Origin of the sequence: Bacillus cereus group sp. MYBK227-1 (assembly GCF_051916325.1) — a bacterium.
Taxonomy (GTDB): Bacteria; Bacillota; Bacilli; order Bacillales; family Bacillaceae_G; genus Bacillus_A; species Bacillus_A cereus.
The window spans coordinates 152,689-171,101 of the sequence record NZ_JBQAGK010000010.1 but is presented as its reverse complement, the minus strand read 5'-3'; the positions used below and the strand labels follow the sequence as shown (position 1 = coordinate 171,101).

The following is an 18,413-nucleotide window of genomic DNA, read 5'->3' as shown; positions in this document are numbered from 1 at the left end:
AACATTATGAGAAGATTACATGTTTTAGATTTAGCATTAGCTGCCATGTTCGTTGCTCTTATGGCCATCGGTGCAAATATTGTATCTTGGGCACCTTTCTTACAAGTAGCAGGCATCCCATTATCTATGCAACCATTTTTCGCAATTTTAGCAGGTCTTCTTCTTGGAAGTAGACTTGGTGCCTTATCCATGACTGTATATATGCTCGTTGGTTTAGCCGGCGCACCAATCTTCGCTAACTTCAAAGCTGGATTTGGAGCACTTTTAGATCCTACTGGTGGTTTTATTATCGCCTTTATTATCGTTGCTTACGTATCAGGAAAACTAGTAGAACAAAAAGAAAGACCCACTTTCATTACATTTGCAATTGCCTCTTTCACTGGAATTATTTTAACTTATATAATCGGTACTACTTACATGTACGGAGCAGTCAATCTCTTTATGGGCGGTAATATGAGCTATAAAGCTGCTTGGATGATTATGATGTGGTTTGCAGTAAAAGATATTGCATTTACAATTATCGGTGCTATTATCGCACCTCGCATATACTATGCTGTGCGTCGCTCTGCTTATCAGCATTCTCATTCGACGATTTCATAATAAAAAAGAGTTATTGCAGCTTGCTGCAATAACTCTTTTTTTATATTAAGACTCTTGATTCGCTTGTTCTTCTAAAATTTTCTTCATCATTGCAACCATGTCATCACGTAATTCTGGGTGTTGCAGGGCCATTTCAATTGTCGTTTGAACGAATCCTAGCTTTTCACCTACGTCGTAGCGCTTTCCTTCGAAATCGTAAGCAAATACACGTTGGATTTCATTTAAGCTTTGGATTGCATCTGTTAATTGAATTTCACCACCAGCACCGACATGTTGCTGTTCTAAGAACATAAAGATTTCAGGCGTTAAAATGTAACGGCCCATAATTGCTAAGTTTGAAGGAGCTGTACCTTGCGCTGGTTTCTCAACGAAATTGCGAACTTGGTAACGACGACCTTCTTGTTCTAATGGATCGATAATTCCATAGCGATGTGTTTCCGACTCTGGAACAGTTTGTACACCAATAACAGAAGAAAGTGTTTTTTCATACTCATCCATTAATTGACGTAAACACGGTTTCTCAGCTTGGACAATATCATCACCTAGTAACACTGCAAACGGCTCATCACCAATGAATTTACGCGCACACCAAACAGCATGTCCTAGTCCCTTCGGCTCTTTTTGACGGATATAATGAATATCTACCATTTTTGAAGAAGCTTGTACTTTTTCAAGCAACTCATATTTTTTCTTCTCTAATAAGTTTTGTTCTAGTTCAAATGCATTATCAAAATGATCTTCAATAGAACGCTTTGTTTTACCAGTAACGATAATAATATCTTCGATACCCGATTTCACTGCTTCTTCTACAATGTATTGGATCGTTGGTTTATCTACTATCGGTAACATTTCTTTCGGCATTGCTTTCGTTGCTGGTAAAAAACGTGTTCCTAATCCAGCTGCTGGGATTATCGCTTTTCTTACTTTTTTCATCACAAAATACCCTCTCTCCTGTCGGAATCAATAGCAATCATTTCCTACATAAAACAAAAGGGAGATTTCGCTCCCTTTTGTTCCTTACTACTTAAAATTACTTTGTATTATAAACGATTCATAATGTCTTCTTTAATAGTAAGTAACTTTTGTTCACTATTTTGTAAAGAACTATCTTTTACACCAAAGTAAAACTTAATCTTCGGCTCAGTTCCAGATGGACGTAGGCAGAACCATGAACCATCCTCTAATTGATATTTTAACACATTTGATTTCGGTAAGTGAATCTCTTCTTTATGTCCATCTTGTAAAGATGTAACGATGCTTGCTTTATAGTCTTCCACTGCTACGACTGTTAAGCCTGCTACTTCTTTCGGCGGATTCTCACGGAACGTTGCCATCATCTCTTGGATTTTTTCAGCTCCATCTTTTCCTTTTAACGTTAACGATACAAGGTCTTCACGGAAGAAACCGTACTTCTCAAATACTTCTAATAGACCGTCATATAACGTTTTTCCTTGTGATTTGTAGTATGCAGCTACTTCACATGCAAATAGGACAGATTGTACTGCATCTTTATCACGGCAGAATGGGCGGATTAAATAACCATAGCTTTCCTCATAACCGAACTGGAATTCATATTGTCCGCTTTCTTCATACTGCCTAATTTTTTCACCGATAAATTTAAATCCAGTTAACGTATCAACCGTATCTAAACCGTATGCTTTCGCAATTGTACGGCCAATCTCAGACGTTACGATTGTTTTTAATACGACACCGTTCTCCGGAAGCGTTCCGTTTTCTTTCTTTTGAGATAGTAAGTAATCAAGCATTAATGCACCTGTTTGGTTTCCTGTTAATACTTGGAACTCACCATTATGATTGCGCACCGCTACACCTAGACGATCTGCGTCAGGATCAGTTGCGATTAATACATCTGCGCCTACCTTTTCACCGTCACGAATGGCATACTCAAACGCTGCGTGCTCTTCTGGGTTCGGTGATTTTACTGTAGAGAAGTTTGGATCTGGTAACTCTTGCTCTTTTACAACTGTCACATCTGTAAATCCAACTTCTTTTAAACCACGGCGTACAGAAATATTTGATGTTCCGTGTAATGGTGTAAAGACGATTTTTAAGTCTTTGCCGACCTTTTGCACCATTTCTTTATTAATGATGACATTGTTCAATTCTGCAGCATATGCATCATCTACTTCTTGTCCAATAATATGTAATAAACCGTCAGCTTTTAATTGCTCTACATCAGCGACTTCAACTGTTAATTCATCTTCTACTGCATTTACGTAGCTAATTAACTCATCTGCTTCTTTTGGAGGTAACTGTCCACCATCTTCACCGTATACTTTGTATCCGTTATATTCAGGTGGATTATGGCTTGCCGTAAGAACGATTCCACTTACTGTATGTAAATGACGAACTGCGAAAGAAAGTACTGGCGTTGGACGTAAGCTTTCAAACACATATGTTGTGATACCGCGTGCCCCAAGTGTAGCAGCAACTTCCATTGCGAACTCAGGTGATTTATGACGAGAATCATAGGCTACAACAACACCACGTTTTTTCGCTTCCTCACCTAATTTTTCAATAAAGCTTGCTAATCCTTTTGTTGCTTTACGAACTGTATATACGTTTAAACGGTTCGTACCAGCACCAAGTTCACCACGCATACCACCTGTGCCAAACTCTAGATTTTTATAAAAGCTATCCTCGATTTTCTTCTCATCTTGCTTCATATTTTCTAGCTGTTCTTTTAATTCTGCATCTAATTGTGCGTAAGAAAGCCAGCGACTAAATTCTTGTTTCCAATTCATTCTTCTCTCTCCTCTCGCTCGTCATACCTTTATTATATGAAAAAAACATGCTGTATCTCAATATTTTATAAAATCTAGCAGGATTTTACTAGGAATATTTGTATACACTATTGTTAAATACTCCACTAAAGGGAATGAGGATTATGCACGAATGGGGCTTGTCAGAAGAGCTCAAAATACAAACAAAGCAAATGATTGAAATTGCTGAAAAAGAACTATCGATTATGAGGAACGCAATCGATAAAGAAGACGAATGTATTTTATGCAAAATGGAAGATATTCATCATATGTTAGCAAATGTACAAACATTGGCAGCTACATACTATATTCAGGCATATTTATCACCTTATACGGAAAGTTCATCTTTTATTACAACAGCTATCCAACATTTAAGCGCCAGAAAACATGGTGCTCTTATCGTTGTGGAAAGAAACGAGACGCTTGAAGCTCTCATTCAAACTGGAACGACATTAAACGCTCATTTAACTGCACCATTACTCGAATCAATATTTTATCCAGGTAACCCTCTTCATGACGGTGCCGTTCTCGTAAAAAATAATCATATTGTCTCAGCTGCTAATATTCTTCCTTTAACGAAAAGTACAGAAGTTGATCCTGAGCTAGGAACACGTCACAGAGCTGCAATTGGCTTATCAGAAAAGAGTGATGCACTTATATTAGTTGTCTCTGAAGAAACGGGCCGTACTTCTTTTGCTTTAAACGGGATTTTGTATACGATTTCTTTATAAAGTGAAACTTTAATCAGCCCTCACCAATCGGGCTTTTACGACAACCCCACCTAACTGCTTTGCTTTCGCTGAATTTTTGGGTGCGAGTCTTACTACCCGGCAAATAGCGGGGTAAACAAACCTATAAAAAGAAGACTGTTCCAAAATATTGGAACAGTCTTCACTTATACTCTTATTCTTCTCCAAAACGCTCCACAAGTGTTGCAAGTGTACGTACCATTGCACCAGTTGCTCCAGCTGGACCTAAGTCGTGCGCGCCTTTTGTTTCTGATGTTCCAGCGATATCTAAGTGTACCCACGGTGTATCTTCAGCGAATTCGCCTAAGAATGTACCTGCCATAACCGCATGTCCTTCACGGCCTGGTGAGTTATTTAAATCAGCAAACTTACTGTTTCGAACGCGTTCTTTATCACGATCAAAAATCGGTAGTTGCCAAATTGGCTCATCTGTTTCCATAGAAGCCTCTAGCACTTGCTCAAATAACTCTTCATTATTTGTCATTGCGCCTGTCGTATAGTTTCCAAGTGCAACAATTACACCGCCTGTTAATGTTGCAACATCAACAAGGTAGTTTGCACCAAGTTTTTTCGCATACGTAATACCGTCAGCTAAAGCTAGACGACCTTCTGCATCCGTATTTAATACTTCAATTGTTTTTCCGCTCATAGATGTGATTACATCGTCTGGCTTAAATGCCGTACCACTTACAACGTTATCAGTTGAAGGAATAACAGCGATCACATTTTGTTCTGGGCGAAGTTCACCGATAATTTCCATCGCACCTAATACAGCAGCTGCACCACCCATATCACCTTTCATACCGACCATGCCTTCACGTGGTTTTAAAGAATAACCACCTGTATCGTATGTAATACCTTTTCCAACGAATCCAATGACATCTGTCCACTCTTCTTTTCCTTTATAAATAAGAGCAATCATTTTTGGTGGCTCTACACTACCTTGGTTTACTGCAAGTAACGCACCCATACCAAGATCTTCCATCTCTTCTTTCTCAAGAACTTTATAGTCCATATCATACTTCTCCGCTAATTCAACAGCATACTCAGCAAGCTTTGTCGCTGTTAATACGTTTGGCGGCATATTTACAAGTGTACGAGCTGAATTTGTTGCACGTCCATGTACGTAGCCAACTGTTAATGCGGCTTCAATTTCTTGTGCATCTTCCGCTGTAATAGCCGTGAACTTCTCTAACTCTACATGATCCTTTTTATCTGATTTATACGTTTGTAATTCATATGTACCAAGGCCTTGTACCTCTGCTGCAATATGAGCGACATCAATCGCGTCTAATTTCTCTGTTACGAAAGAATCAAGTAAGATTGCTGCATCTTGTACTTTTGCTGCTTGCATTGTTTTAAATGCCTTACCAAGAGCCGCACGTAACGTTTCTGTCGTGTAAGACTCTTTCTTGCCTAAACCAACAAAGTAATAACGTTTCACATTTGTTTTTCCTAAGCTATGCACTTTCGAAATGGCCTTTTTCTTCGTAGATAATTCTTTCTCTTCTAGTAAAACTTGTAATTGTCCTTCAAACGCTTTGTCCAGTTCTTGTACAAAACTACTCATTTTCTCTTCTTCAAATAAAGCAACAATTACTGCTTCATGACCTGCTAATTCTTTTTGTACTTGAAACATGTTCAGACCCCCTAAATTTCTCTACCACCATTATAACTTTATTTTCGATAAAATGCGACAATTCTAACTACAGTTATATGACGTGTAAAATCCCCTCTATTATGAAATAAGCCAAGAAAAAAAGTCTAGCGTAATTACGACTAGACTATCTTTGTTTTAAATATTGACCACGAAACACCTGCATCGTTTCGTCTTGATTTAACATCGTTAATTCTTCTTCTGAAAACTTACCGTTTCCAACTTTCACTACATACACATTTACTTTTTTCTTACCCCATTGGCTATAAACATCTTTCACCGTATCATAGTACAAATCAAGACGGTTTCCTTTTATTGCACCGCCCTTATCTGCTACTACACCATACCCATAACCTGGTACGAATAAAATTGTTCCAATTGGGAATACGCGTAAGTCCGCAGCGATTGTGGAATATAAATCCCTTTTCGCCTTAACACCTGAATATGTAATACCATACTCCGGATGTCCCGGCCTCTTACCAGTTGACTCAATTCCCGACGTATAACCTGTTGCCGTCATTTCAATTGAACGATATTTAGACCAGTCGTTTGCCTGCTCTAAAGCATTTATCACTTCTTTACTCGGAGCAACATTTCTCTTAACTTCTGCTGCATGTACTTCTTTTGCACTCGTTCCCTCATACTTCTTTACAATCTCTAATAAAGAAACTCCTGTGAAAGCATTCCATGTTACGCATAATGCAATTGCAAGTAAACAAGTCATCATAATGCGAATACAATATCGTTTTAACATTTTTATATTCCACACTCCTTCATCGTTAATCATTCCCTATACCATGAAGGAATATGCAAAAAAATAATCTCCAACTTAATTGGAGATTAAAACATTTGATATCCGCTTTTCCGAAGTTTCTTGATTACGACTCCTGCTAAAGCAGCCCCTACTAATCCAGTAGATAGAATAAATACGTCTGCTTGTCCTAAGTGCGATACACTTGTCCCAAATGAAGAAAATGTTTCTTTCGGTTTTGAAAAATAATCCCACATACTCGCTTTATTAATAATAAGCATACAAACAATCGGATACACAATAACCATCACCCAAGTAGCTCGCAAAATCATGTTGAGTAAAAATCCAATTCCAAAGAACAAAATAAAAAATAACATCATTGAAATAAGTAGTACCGGTATACTCACTCTTTCTCCCTCTCCTTCGCATGCGCCGTAAATACGTGATAGGCTGTATAACCAAATTGCTCTCCTGGATTTAATGTTTTATCCATTTCAAGATGTAATTCTGATTTTCTTTCTAACAAATACTTAATAAGCACAGACGTATTTGGATCGTCCGCAATCGTATCTGGATGTAGAAACGCCACTTCAGACAATTCTTTCTCCTGTATAATAATATTTTCTCCTTCAGGCTCCAAAAGGAAAATAATCATATTATCACTAATCTCATTACGAATAACACCCGATCGAACACCAATGATCCCCTTCACATGAGCGACAATGCCTGTCTCTTCTAATACTTCGCGTTTCACAGCTTCATCAACCGTCTCACCTTCATTTACAAAACCAGCCGGTAAAGACCATTTCCCTTTTAATCCACTGTATTTTTTCTTAACGAATAGCCACCTGCCATCTTTTGTAGCTACTAGGCCACTAACAGCTAGCCATACCTTCCCTCGTTTCTCCATGATGTAATAACCTCCTCTTTCAGAACGGACAGAATATTCTTTCTTTTTATATTATACTATATTTTTAATATGAAAAAAGCAGAAACAGCTCTTAGCCGTTTCTGCTTTTTCTACTATATATTAAAAGAACTTTAATTTACCTTTTTTAAGAACTAATAAAGGTCCACCTAATAAGAATAGGTAACGGTTATCGATTACTTTCTTCATGAAGGAAGCTTTCCAACCTGTTAACTTTTTACCCATAACAACGCCCATTGCATCGTCATGACCTAAAGAACATACAGATCCTTTATTATCAAATGCGAATTTTTTCATTTCACCTTTACCACGAACTAATACAGTTAAGTTGTGTGCAATATTGTAACCTTGTTGAATTGCGATTTGTGCTGTTGGTGGGTATGGACGGTTAATTTCTTCATTAATGATTAACGCTGCGTCACCAACCATAAATACATCTTCGTATCCTGGAGCATGCATGTACTCATCAACTTTTACACGTCCGCGCATTGCTTCAAATCCAGACTCTTCCACAATACCGTTACCACGAACACCTGCAGCCCAAACTACTGTTTCAGACTTAATTAATTCAGTGTCATCGCCATTCGCAACGATAATACCTTCTTCAGTTGCTTCTTTAATTGCTGTACCGATGCGGAATTCTACACCTTTTTTCTCAAGTTGTTTTACAGCGTATTCTACTAACGCTGGATCGAAACCTGGAAGTGCTGTTGGAGCAGCTTCTACACAGATGATACGTGCTTTTTCACGTGGTACATTGTACTCTTTGCAAAGTTCAGGAACACGGTTTGCAAGCTCACCTACGTACTCGATACCAGTAAATCCAGCACCACCAACAACGATTGTTACTAACTCATCGCGTTGTTCAGTTGCATATTTAGAGAAACTAGCTTCCATATGCTCACGAATTTCACGAGTTGCATTAATGTTAGCGATTGAGAATGCATGCTCTTTTAATCCTGTAATTCCGAATGTTTCTGATTCGAAACCAAGACCAATTACTAAGTAGTCATACTCTAACTCGCCGTCTTTTAAGATAATGCGTTTTTCAGCAGCTTTAATTTCTACTACTGTGTCTTGTACAAAGTTCACTTTATTTGTATCAATAACGTCTTGAATATCTAGACAGATTTTTTCATCTTGTAATGTACCAGCTGCGCTCTCGTGTAACCAAGTCGCTTGGTAGTGATAGCTGTTGTTGTTTACTAGCGTAATTTCAGCTTCATTTACAGATAATGCTTTTTGCAGGCGAACAGTCGTAATCATCCCGCCATAACCTGCACCTAAAACTACGATTTTTGGAGTCTTCACCAAATCACAACCCTTTTCTTTATATAATAGTAATGAGAAATAATACCAAGTACTAAAAACTCTATTTGTCAAGAATGTGGAATTTATCACATTCTATATCATAACAAAACGCAGTCAAAAAATCGTACGAATTTTGTCATAGAAATTTAACATAATACTTCCCTATATTAGTCGGTTTTATTCCAGAATTCAAGCGTCTGGAGAATTATCAATATTTTAAAATAACATAGCGTTTTCAAGGGTTTTTTAGACTTTTTTTCATGTATTTTCCTTTCTGTATATTTTATACAATAAAAAAGAACCTATGCGAAAACTTACACACAATTCAGTCGTTTTCAGAAGTATTATGAACTCAAATATGCTATCATTTATTTGAAAGTGTCATCATTTGCAGGATTTTCGTGTACATATGAACAATATATGAAATCAATATCAAAATTCCATCTATAGGGGGAATGAAAGTGGCAGAAAATCAAAAAGTTTACGACATAACAATTATTGGTGGTGGTCCAACAGGGCTGTTCACAGCATTTTATGGCGGTATGAGACAAGCAAGTGTAAAAATCATTGAAAGCTTACCTCAACTTGGAGGACAATTATCCGCACTCTACCCTGAAAAATACATTTATGATGTAGCTGGATTCCCAAAAGTGCGCGCACAAGAATTAGTTGATAACTTAAAAGAGCAAATGAAGAAATTTGACCCAACCGTTTGTTTAGAAGAAGCTGTCGATACGCTTGAGAAACAAGCTGACGGTATATTTAAACTTGTTACGAATAAGCAAACTCACTATTCTAAATCAGTTATTATTACTGCTGGCAATGGTGCTTTCCAACCACGCCGCTTAGAATTAGAAGGTACAGCAAAGTATGAAAAGAAAAACTTACATTATTTCGTTGATGATATGAATAAATTTGCCGGTAAGCGCGTCGTAGTATTTGGCGGCGGCGATTCAGCTGTTGATTGGACAATGATGTTAGAACCGATCGCTGAAAAAGTTACAATCGTTCATCGCCGCGATAAATTCCGTGCGCATGAACATAGCGTCGAAAACTTAATGAATTCTCGTGCAGAAGTAAGTACACCGTATGTTCCAGTTGAACTCATTGGTGATGACAAAATTGAACAAGTCGTTCTTCAGCACGTAAAAACGGAAGAAAAAGTTATCATCGATGTTGATGACGTAATTATAAACTATGGCTTCGTTTCTTCTCTTGGCCCAATTAAAAACTGGGGCTTAGATATACAAAAAAACAGCATCCTTGTAAATTCAAAAATGGAAACAAATATTCCTGGTATTTACGCTGCTGGTGACATTTGTACATATGAAGGAAAAGTAAAACTCATTGCTTGCGGCTTCGGTGAAGCACCAACAGCAGTAAACAATGCAAAAGCTTACTTCGATCCAAATGCAAAACTTCAACCAATGCATAGCTCAAGCATGTTTTAATATGTAAAAATAAAAGCTCCTTCCATACGTGGAAGGAGCTTTTATTTTATATACCACGAAAGCACACTGAATTCGATAAACTATCGAACTCAGTGTGCTTTTCGTCTGAAAAAATTATTGTTTTCTTCTTCTACCTAATACGAATAATACTCCGCCAACTAAGAATGAAATTCCAGCACCAACTGACATCATCCATGGAGACGCTGCCCCTGTTTTCGGTAATTCTCTTTCTGTTTTTACTTGCGGCTCTTTAATTAATTTTTCCAATCTTACTTCCGGTTTCACTTCTGGCTCCTTCGGTTCTTTCGGTTCTTTCGGTTCTTTCGGTTCTTTCGGTTCTTTCGGATCTTCTGGTTTCACTTCTGGCTCCTTCGGTTCTTTCGGATCTTCTGGTTTCACTTCTGGCTCCTTCGGTTCTTTCGGATCTTCCGGTTTCACTTCTGGCTCCTTCGGTTCTTTCGGATCTTCCGGTTTCACTTCTGGCTCCTTCGGTTCTTTCGGATCTTCCGGTTTCACTTCTGGCTCCTTCGGTTCTTTCGGTTCTTCCGGTTTCACTTCTGGCTCCTTCGGCTCTTTCGGATCTTCTGGTTTCACTTCTGGCTCCTTCGGCTCTTTCGGATCTTCTGGTTTCACTTCTGGCTCCTTCGGCTCTTTCGGATCTTCCGGTTTCACTTCTGGCTCCTTCGGTTCTTTCGGATCTTCTGGTATCTTAAAATCTTCTTTTGTTTTCGGTAAAATTGTAACTGTAGGCTCAAGTGGCGGATTTATTTTATCGTCCACTACTGCTTTATTTGTTATCCCTTTACTCGGCGCTTCTTTTACCTTCGCTTTAAAAATAATACTACGTTCTTTCGTATCTGTAATTTCTAGATACTTGGCGATTACTTTTCCAAACTCCATTTTTAACTCTATTGGATTTGGCTCAGCCCCTTCAAATCTAATACTACCTTGCACGTATTCTAAACCGGCTGGAATTTCATCTTCTATTGTAACTACATCTAGTTTTCCGTTTTCCACCGTATTTTTGAAGCTAATTCGGTATTCTACTTCTTCTCCTAGCTTTGGCTCTTTATTACTTACTGTCTTCGCTGCTGTTAACTTACCATCTTTATATTCTGGCTTTATTTTCGCTGTCGGTTCTATAACTGGATGTTTCGGATCATCCACTTCAATAATCGCTTTATTTGTTATTTCTCCTCCAACTTTTGCTGTTTCTTTTACCTTTACTTTAAAGATGACACTTCTTTCTTTCGTATCCGTAATTTCTGGATACTTCACTGTTACTTTTCCATTCTCTACTTTAAGTTCTGTAGGCACAAGCTTATCACCTACGGCCTCCAGACTATCTTTCACATACTCTAAACCAGACGGAATTTCATCTTCAATCTTTACATCAACTAACTTCCCGCCATCTACTGTGCCGTTAAAAGTAATTCGATATTCAATTTCTTCCCCTAGCTTTGGTTCATGATTACTTACTTCTTTCCTTGCCTCTAGTTTCCCATCTTTATATTGCGGTGTGATTGGTATAAGTGACTCAACTGGCGGAGTCGTCGGATTATTATCATCAACAATCGCCTTGTTTACAATCTCTTTTCCTACTTGTACCGTCTCTTGTACTCTCACTTTAAAGATGATACTTCTTTTTTTCGTATCCGTAATTTCTGGATACTTTGCTGTTACCTTGCCGTTTTCAAATTTCAATTCTACCGGACTTGGTTTAGAACCTTCTGCTTGTAAACTGTTCTCCACGTACTCTAATCCAGCTGGAATTTCATCTTCTACTGTAACCTCTACTAGTTTTCCGTTTTCTACCGTGTTTTTAAAACTAATTCGGTATTCTACTTCTTCTCCTAATTTCGGTTTTTTATTGTTTACAAATTTCTCTGCTTTAAGCTTACCGTCTTTATATTCTGGCGTAATTGTTACTTCTGAAGTTGTTGGATCTTTTGTATCATCAACAACTACTTTATTGACAATGCCTTCACCAACCTTAAATTCTTCTTTTACTTTCGCTTTAAAGACGATACTTCTTTCTTCTGTATCCATAATTTCTGGATATTTTGCGATTACTTTTCCATCTTTCACTTTCAGTTCTACCGGATCTGGCTTAGAACCTTCTGCTCGTAAACTATCTTTCACATACTCTAATCCATTTGGTAAATCATCTTTTATTGTCACCTCTGCTAGCTTTCCGTTTTCTACCGTATTTTTAAAGCTAATTCGGTATTCCACTTCTTCTCCTAACTTCGGTGTTTCATTATTTACCGTTTTCTTCGCTTCCACTTTTCCGTCTTTATGCTGTGGAGTAATTTCTGCCGTCGGTGTTTCTGGCTCATTTTTCGTATCATCAATAATTGCTTTATTGACGATTTTTTTACCGACTTTCACTTCATCTTTTACTTTCACTTTAAAAGTGATACTTCTTTCTTCTGTATCCGTAATCTCTGGATACTTCGCCATTACCTTACCATTTTCAAATTTCAATTCTACTGGATCCGGCTTAGAACCTTCTGCTTTCACACTGTTTTCTACGTACTCTAAACCTTCGGGTAAAGTATCTTCTATTTTCACCTCTGCTAGTTTTCCGTCTTCTACCGTGTTTTTAAAACTAATTCGGTATTCTACTTCTTCTCCTAACTTCGGCGTTTCATTATTTACCGTCTTCTTCGCTTTCACTTTTCCGTCTTTATGTTGCGGAATAATTTCTGCTGTCGGTGTTTCTGGCGGATGTTTCGTATCGCTCACAATCGCTTCATTAACAATTGAATCGCTCACTTCACCTTTTACTTTCACTTTAAAGGTAATACTTCTCTCTTTTGTATCTGTAATCTCAGGATACTTTGCCATTACCTTACCGTTTTCAAATTTCAATTCCACTGGATCTGGCTTAGAACCTTCTACTTTTACACTATCTTTCACATACTCTAATCCATTTGGTAAATCATCTTCTATCTTTACCTCTGTTAGCTTTCCATGTTCTACCGTATTTTTAAAGCTGATTCGGTATTCCACTTCTTCTCCTAACTTCGGCGTTTCATTATTTACCATCTTTTTCGCTTCAAGTTTTCCATCTTTATACTGAGGAATAATTTCCGCAGTCGGATTAACTGGCTTATTTTGCGAATCATCAATAGTTGCTTTATTAATGATTTTTTTACGGACTGTTACTCCTTCTTTTACTTTCACTTTAAAAACGATACTTCTTTCTTCTGTATCCATAATTTCTGGATATTTTGCCATTACCTTACCGTTTTCAAATTTCAGCTCTACTGAATCTGTTCCGACACCTTCTGCTTTCAAACTATTTTCTACATACTCTAAACCTTCTGGTAAAGTATCCTCTATTATCACGTCTGTTAGCTTTCCGTACTTAACCGTGTTTTTCATACTAATTCGGTATTCTACTTCTTCTCCTAACTTCGGTGTTTCATTATTTACGCTTTTCTTTGCTTTAATTTTTCCATCTTTGTGTAATGGTGTGATTTTTGCTTCTGGTTCTTTCGGATGTTTCATATCATCCACAATTGCCTTATTGATGATTTCCTTACCTACTTCCGCTTCTTCCTTCACCTTTACCTTAAAGACAATACTTCTTTCTTTCATATCCGTAATATTTTCGTATTCAGCAATGACTTTTCCATCTTTCACACTTAACTTTAATGGAGCTGGTTTATCACCTTCAGCCTTTTCACTGCCTTTTACATACTCTAAACCGTTAGGAATTGTATCCTCTATTATTACCTTTTCTAGTTTTCCGTTTTCTACCGTGTTCTTAAAGCTAATTCGGTATTCTACTTCTTCTCCTAGTTTTGGTGATGGATTATCTACTGTCTTCTTCGAATCAATTATTCCATCCTTATGTTGCGGAGTAATTCTTTCCTCCGGCTCAATCGGTGGATTTTTCGTATCATCAACAATTGCTTTATTGACAATCTCTTTATCTACTTTTGCTTCTTCCTTCACCTTTACTTTAAAGACGATACTTCTTTCTTTCATATCCATAATATCGATATACTTAGCTTTGACTATCCCATTTTCAACAGCTAATTCTACTGGTCCAGGTGCTTCTCCTTCGGCCTTGATGCTATTTTCTACATATTCAAGACCTTTTGGAATTGTATCTTCCACTCGCACCTCTTCAAGTTTTCCGTTCTCAACCGTATTATGAAAACTAATGCGGTACTCGATTTCTTCGCCTAACTTTGGCTTCTTATTATTAACTACCTTTGTAGCAGCAATTTCACCTTTTTTACTTTGCGGTGTAATAACAACCTTTGATTCAACAGGCTCATTTTTCGGATCTTTTGCAATTGCTTTATTTACGATTGCCTCCCCTACTTTTGCCGAATCTTTTACTTTCACTTTAAAAACAATACTTCTTTTTTCTGTATCCGTAATTTCTGGATACTTTGCCATTACTTTGCCGTCTTCCACTTTTAGTTCTACTGGCTCTGGTTTTATACCTTCAGCTTTCAAACTATCTTTCACGTATTCAACACCTTTAGGTAGTGTATCTTCTACTAGCACCTTTTCTAGTTTTCCGTTTTCTACCGTATTATAAAATGTAATTCGGTATTCCACTTCTTCTCCTAGTTTTGGTGTTTGATTCGTTACGCTTTTTTCAACATCCACTTTACCGTATTTATAATCCGGCGTAATCTTTTCTTCTGGATGCTCAGTTTGTCCATTCGGCTCACTCACAACCGCTTTATTAACAATTGTTTCTCCGGCTTTTGCCTCTTCTTTTACTTTCACTTTAAAGGCAATGCTTCGCTCTTTTGTATCCGTAATCTCTGGATATTTTGCGATTACCTTACCATTTTCTACTTTTAACTCTACTGGATTTGGTTCAGCACCTTCAGCTCTCTCACTGCCTTGAACAAATTCTAAGTTAGCTGGAATTTCATCTTCTATTGTAACTGCATCTAGCTTTCCGTTTTCCACCGTATTTTGGAAGCTAATTTGATATTCAAATTCTTCTCCTAGCTTCGGCTTCTTATTTGTTGCTTTTTTCTTTGCAGCAATTTTACCGGCCTTATGCTGTGGTGTAATCTTCTCTTCTAGATTCTTTGGTGGATTTGTTTTATCACTAACGGTTGCTTTATTAACAATTTCTTCACCAATTTTTGCAGTTTCTTTTACTTTTGTTTTAAAAACGATACTTCTTTCTTCCATATCCATAATTTCTGGATACTTTGCAATTACTTTTCCATTTTCAAACTTCAGCTCTACTGGCTCTGGTTTTGCACCTTCTGCTTTCAAACTATCTTTCACGTATTCAAGATTGCTTGGTAATTCATCTTCAATCGTCAATACATCTAGACGTCCATCTTTTGTCTTATTTTTAAATGTAATACGATACTCTACCTCATCACCTAACTTCGGTGTTTTATTAGAAGCTATTTTTCTCGCCTCTATTTCCCCTGGAACTTCTTTTGGGGTAGTAACCGTAACATTTGCATCGTCCTCAGTTTCATACTTTATCTCGGCACTATCTTGTCCCTTTACAACAACGACATTTTTTACTGTTGTATCTGATTGTACAGAATCTTTCACTTTTACTTTGAATGTAATAACGGTACTTTCACCCGGCTTTAAAACACCGCCGTCTTTAGCATTAGCACCTTCACCAACACGGAAATCAATTTGATTATTTACAAACTCCGCTTCATCATCGCTTGCATTATCTGTTTTATTTCCTTTATTACTTCCAGAAATATATTGTATAGATTCCGGAACATACTCTAAACGATCATCTAATTTATCAAAACCTTTTACATTAGATACAGGTGCTTGGTTATTTTTCGTATCATTTTTCACTTCAATTTGATACGTAAACTCTTCACCAGCTTTAATGTCCTTAATTTCTTTTCCGGCACTATCTAACGCCTTTTTATCAACTTGTAAGTTTGGAGCATTATGTTCTGTAACAAATGTAGCGTTATTTAATACGTAAATATCACCATAGCCACTATTTGCTCTAAAACGCATTTTTGCTTCTTTTAAATCATTTTTTACTTGATTCGGTCCTTCAAGATGATACGTATGAATGTCAGTACTGAATGAATTCGTCCAATCCGGATTATATCCTGGATATTTTTTCGTAACAAACTCGTTAGTACCGTCTACTTGTACTTCTGTCATAGACGAATCATTCGCATCATTATCTTTACCGTTAATATTTTTTATCTTTATATATCCAGCACCAAAATCATATTCTCCATAATCATATGCATATCCATCTTTCTCAGCTGGATCACCTTGCGATGAAAAATAACTAAATTTCGCCTTAAAAGTACCTTCTTTGGGTGTATTTATTTTATTAACACTAATATCTGTCCAGGCTGTACTTTTTTGAGAGACTAGCCCTTCCCAAATCTTCATGTCTTTTACTGTTTCTTTATAGTTTTCATAAACTAATATAAGATTCCAGTTACCCCAGTAATAGCCGCCACCTGTTACATCTTTAATTTGTGGCACATTTGCAACTGTCAAAGTTTGAGAAATCCCTTGCTGCGCAATTACATTTGTTACATCCGCATATGCAACATAACCAGCACCAGCACCCGAGTAATTAGAAATAAAAGGTAAGCTATCCGCTTTTCGTATGCTATCAGCAGTTACATCTGCATATTCTTTATTTCCCATTTTCATTTTGACTGGTTGCCTTACTTGATCCTCGGTAACCTTTCTATCAGCAATATTTCCTGGTAACCCCATTGCTGCTGTCCAGAATAAGTAAGCCTTTTTCACTTTACTTCCGGCAGGAATATTAGGAAATGCACCTGTTGACGAATTAAAAGTACTATCATCGTTATCAACGTCCACAGTCATTTTATTCGTTTTATAACCCATACTTTGTCTGCCATAATGATCGGTCGTCAAACCAAGTGTTACATTACCAGTCTGTACTAAATTACCAGCAGTAATTGTAGAATACAGTGGATCTCCAAATCCTTGCTTATCCCCTGTTTGCATTTGAACCTTCGAAGCATTCTCTGATGCAGCTTGTACTTTTGCATCGCTCTGATTTTCCGCTTCTTTTTCTAGTTTCTCAGCTTCGGTTACTGGTTGTTTTGGTGGTTCTGTTTTTGATGTAGGGTTATTTTTATCTTCTACAGATACTTTTAGCTTTTCATCAACTTTTTTAATTGTATTATTAGCTGATGGGCCAACTTCTTTCTTACTACTGTCAGCCTCCTCATCGGCATTAGCTGCTACCTTTTCTTCAGAAGGGATTCCCTCAACATCTACAGACATGTTCCCTATTTGTAGTTGATCCTTTTGCACACTAATTTTTTGCTTATACTCATTATTAAAATGTTGTGCACGACGAGCTTTTATTAACACAGTCATTTTTTCATGTGATTTTAAATCTTTAATTTTAAGATTAGAAGAAAGAACCTTTCCTCCCTTATCTTTTTCCTCTACATAGAAATCCGCTACCTTATTTTCAGGTAACTTCTCTCCGTTTACTTTCACAGATTGCGAAGGGAACGTAATTTCATTTTCATTATTTTGTTTAAGCACCAATTCTTGAATTGGTGTAGCTCCCGTATTTTCAATCGTATATTGAAATACGTGCTCCCTCTCTGCTACTTCTCCCTTATATATTTCAGCATTTACTTGCTCTGCCTTAATTTTCACATCATTTCCTTGTAGCTCATCCCAGCTTTTTTTATTTATCTCTGTAGCAAAAGCACTGGGTGAAGGCAATATGATGGATAGGAGAAGTGTGATCATCGTTACGACATTAAAACACTTCAATACTTGCTTCATATTTTCTACCTTTCTCCTTTCTATATACTTGCTATCCGTCTACTTAATTTCGTAGCCGTATACATAGCAATATATATCCACTCGCAACAATCCGACCTACGAAAATGTATCGTTGAAATCCCAATGTCAACAATATAAATCTCATAGAATATTACTATTTTAATTTATCAAAAATAGCATATATATATCGGACACTTATACAAACCTTCACCATTTTTTAACATAGTAAAAAATGCCCTATTTTATAGGTTTATATAACAGTTTAAGGATACATAAAAAGCTTAACATATCTCTTAATCTATTCATACATACAATAGAAATTTTACCATTTTTAGTCATTTCAGTTTGTTATTTATGATTAAAATTTTCAAAAAACAATAACCGTTACATGTAAAAATATG

Annotated in this window: 11 protein-coding genes; 3 read left to right on the top strand and 8 right to left on the bottom strand. The window is 37.0% G+C overall.

Annotated elements, in window-relative coordinates:
• Positions 1-6: 6 nt before the first annotated feature.
• Positions 7-600: a biotin transporter BioY gene (locus tag ACTFRM_RS28185; RefSeq protein ID WP_001253379.1), complete on the top strand. Its 594-nt coding sequence runs from the start codon at positions 7-9 to the stop codon at positions 598-600.
• 45 nt (positions 601-645) lie between these two features.
• Here the strand turns inward: ACTFRM_RS28185 and galU are convergent, their stop codons facing one another.
• Together galU and ACTFRM_RS28175 are read right to left on the bottom strand one after the other, a co-directional pair.
• Positions 646-1,533, bottom strand: a complete 888-nt coding sequence (gene galU, locus ACTFRM_RS28180; RefSeq protein WP_002097988.1) for a UTP--glucose-1-phosphate uridylyltransferase GalU — start codon at positions 1,531-1,533, stop codon at positions 646-648.
• Positions 1,534-1,640: 107 nt separating this feature from the next.
• Positions 1,641-3,365 carry a phospho-sugar mutase gene (locus tag ACTFRM_RS28175; protein WP_001104221.1) on the bottom strand — a complete coding sequence of 575 codons (1,725 nt, stop codon included), beginning with the start codon at positions 3,363-3,365 and terminating at the stop codon, positions 1,641-1,643.
• Between the two features lie 143 nt (positions 3,366-3,508).
• On the opposite strand from ACTFRM_RS28175, the gene cdaS reads away from it, so the two are divergent.
• Entirely contained in the window at positions 3,509-4,114 is a 606-nt protein-coding gene (cdaS, locus tag ACTFRM_RS28170; RefSeq protein ID WP_000545252.1) for a sporulation-specific diadenylate cyclase CdaS, read from the top strand.
• 172 nt (positions 4,115-4,286) lie between these two features.
• Here cdaS and pepA read toward each other — a convergent pair whose 3' ends face one another.
• The 5 genes from pepA to ACTFRM_RS28145 form a co-directional block, all read right to left on the bottom strand.
• Positions 4,287-5,771: a cytosol aminopeptidase gene (gene pepA, locus ACTFRM_RS28165; protein WP_322372830.1), complete on the bottom strand. Its 1,485-nt coding sequence runs from the start codon at positions 5,769-5,771 to the stop codon at positions 4,287-4,289.
• A 145-nt stretch (positions 5,772-5,916) separates the two neighbouring features.
• Positions 5,917-6,543: a 3D domain-containing protein gene (locus ACTFRM_RS28160; protein WP_033687547.1), complete on the bottom strand. Its 627-nt coding sequence runs from the start codon at positions 6,541-6,543 to the stop codon at positions 5,917-5,919.
• An 86-nt stretch (positions 6,544-6,629) separates the two neighbouring features.
• Entirely contained in the window at positions 6,630-6,947 is a 318-nt protein-coding gene (locus ACTFRM_RS28155) for a YuiB family protein (RefSeq protein WP_000027016.1), read from the bottom strand.
• Positions 6,944-7,450, bottom strand: a complete 507-nt coding sequence (locus tag ACTFRM_RS28150; protein WP_071740905.1) for an NUDIX hydrolase — start codon at positions 7,448-7,450, stop codon at positions 6,944-6,946. The genes ACTFRM_RS28155 and ACTFRM_RS28150 overlap by 4 nt, the downstream gene beginning before the upstream one ends.
• A gap of 120 nt (positions 7,451-7,570) precedes the next feature.
• Complete coding sequence (locus ACTFRM_RS28145; protein ID WP_000856612.1) at positions 7,571-8,779, bottom strand: NAD(P)/FAD-dependent oxidoreductase; 1,209 nt, start codon at positions 8,777-8,779, stop codon at positions 7,571-7,573.
• Between the two features lie 461 nt (positions 8,780-9,240).
• On the opposite strand from ACTFRM_RS28145, the gene ACTFRM_RS28140 reads away from it, so the two are divergent.
• The gene (locus ACTFRM_RS28140) at positions 9,241-10,230 is read left to right on the top strand and encodes an NAD(P)/FAD-dependent oxidoreductase (RefSeq protein ID WP_000829784.1); all 990 of its coding nucleotides are present in this window, start codon (positions 9,241-9,243) and stop codon (positions 10,228-10,230) included.
• 114 nt (positions 10,231-10,344) lie between these two features.
• Here the strand turns inward: ACTFRM_RS28140 and ACTFRM_RS28135 are convergent, their stop codons facing one another.
• A complete protein-coding gene (locus ACTFRM_RS28135) occupies positions 10,345-18,012 on the bottom strand; it encodes an isopeptide-forming domain-containing fimbrial protein (RefSeq protein WP_440043803.1) in 7,668 nt (2,555 codons plus the stop codon).
• Positions 18,013-18,413 lie beyond the last annotated feature (401 nt).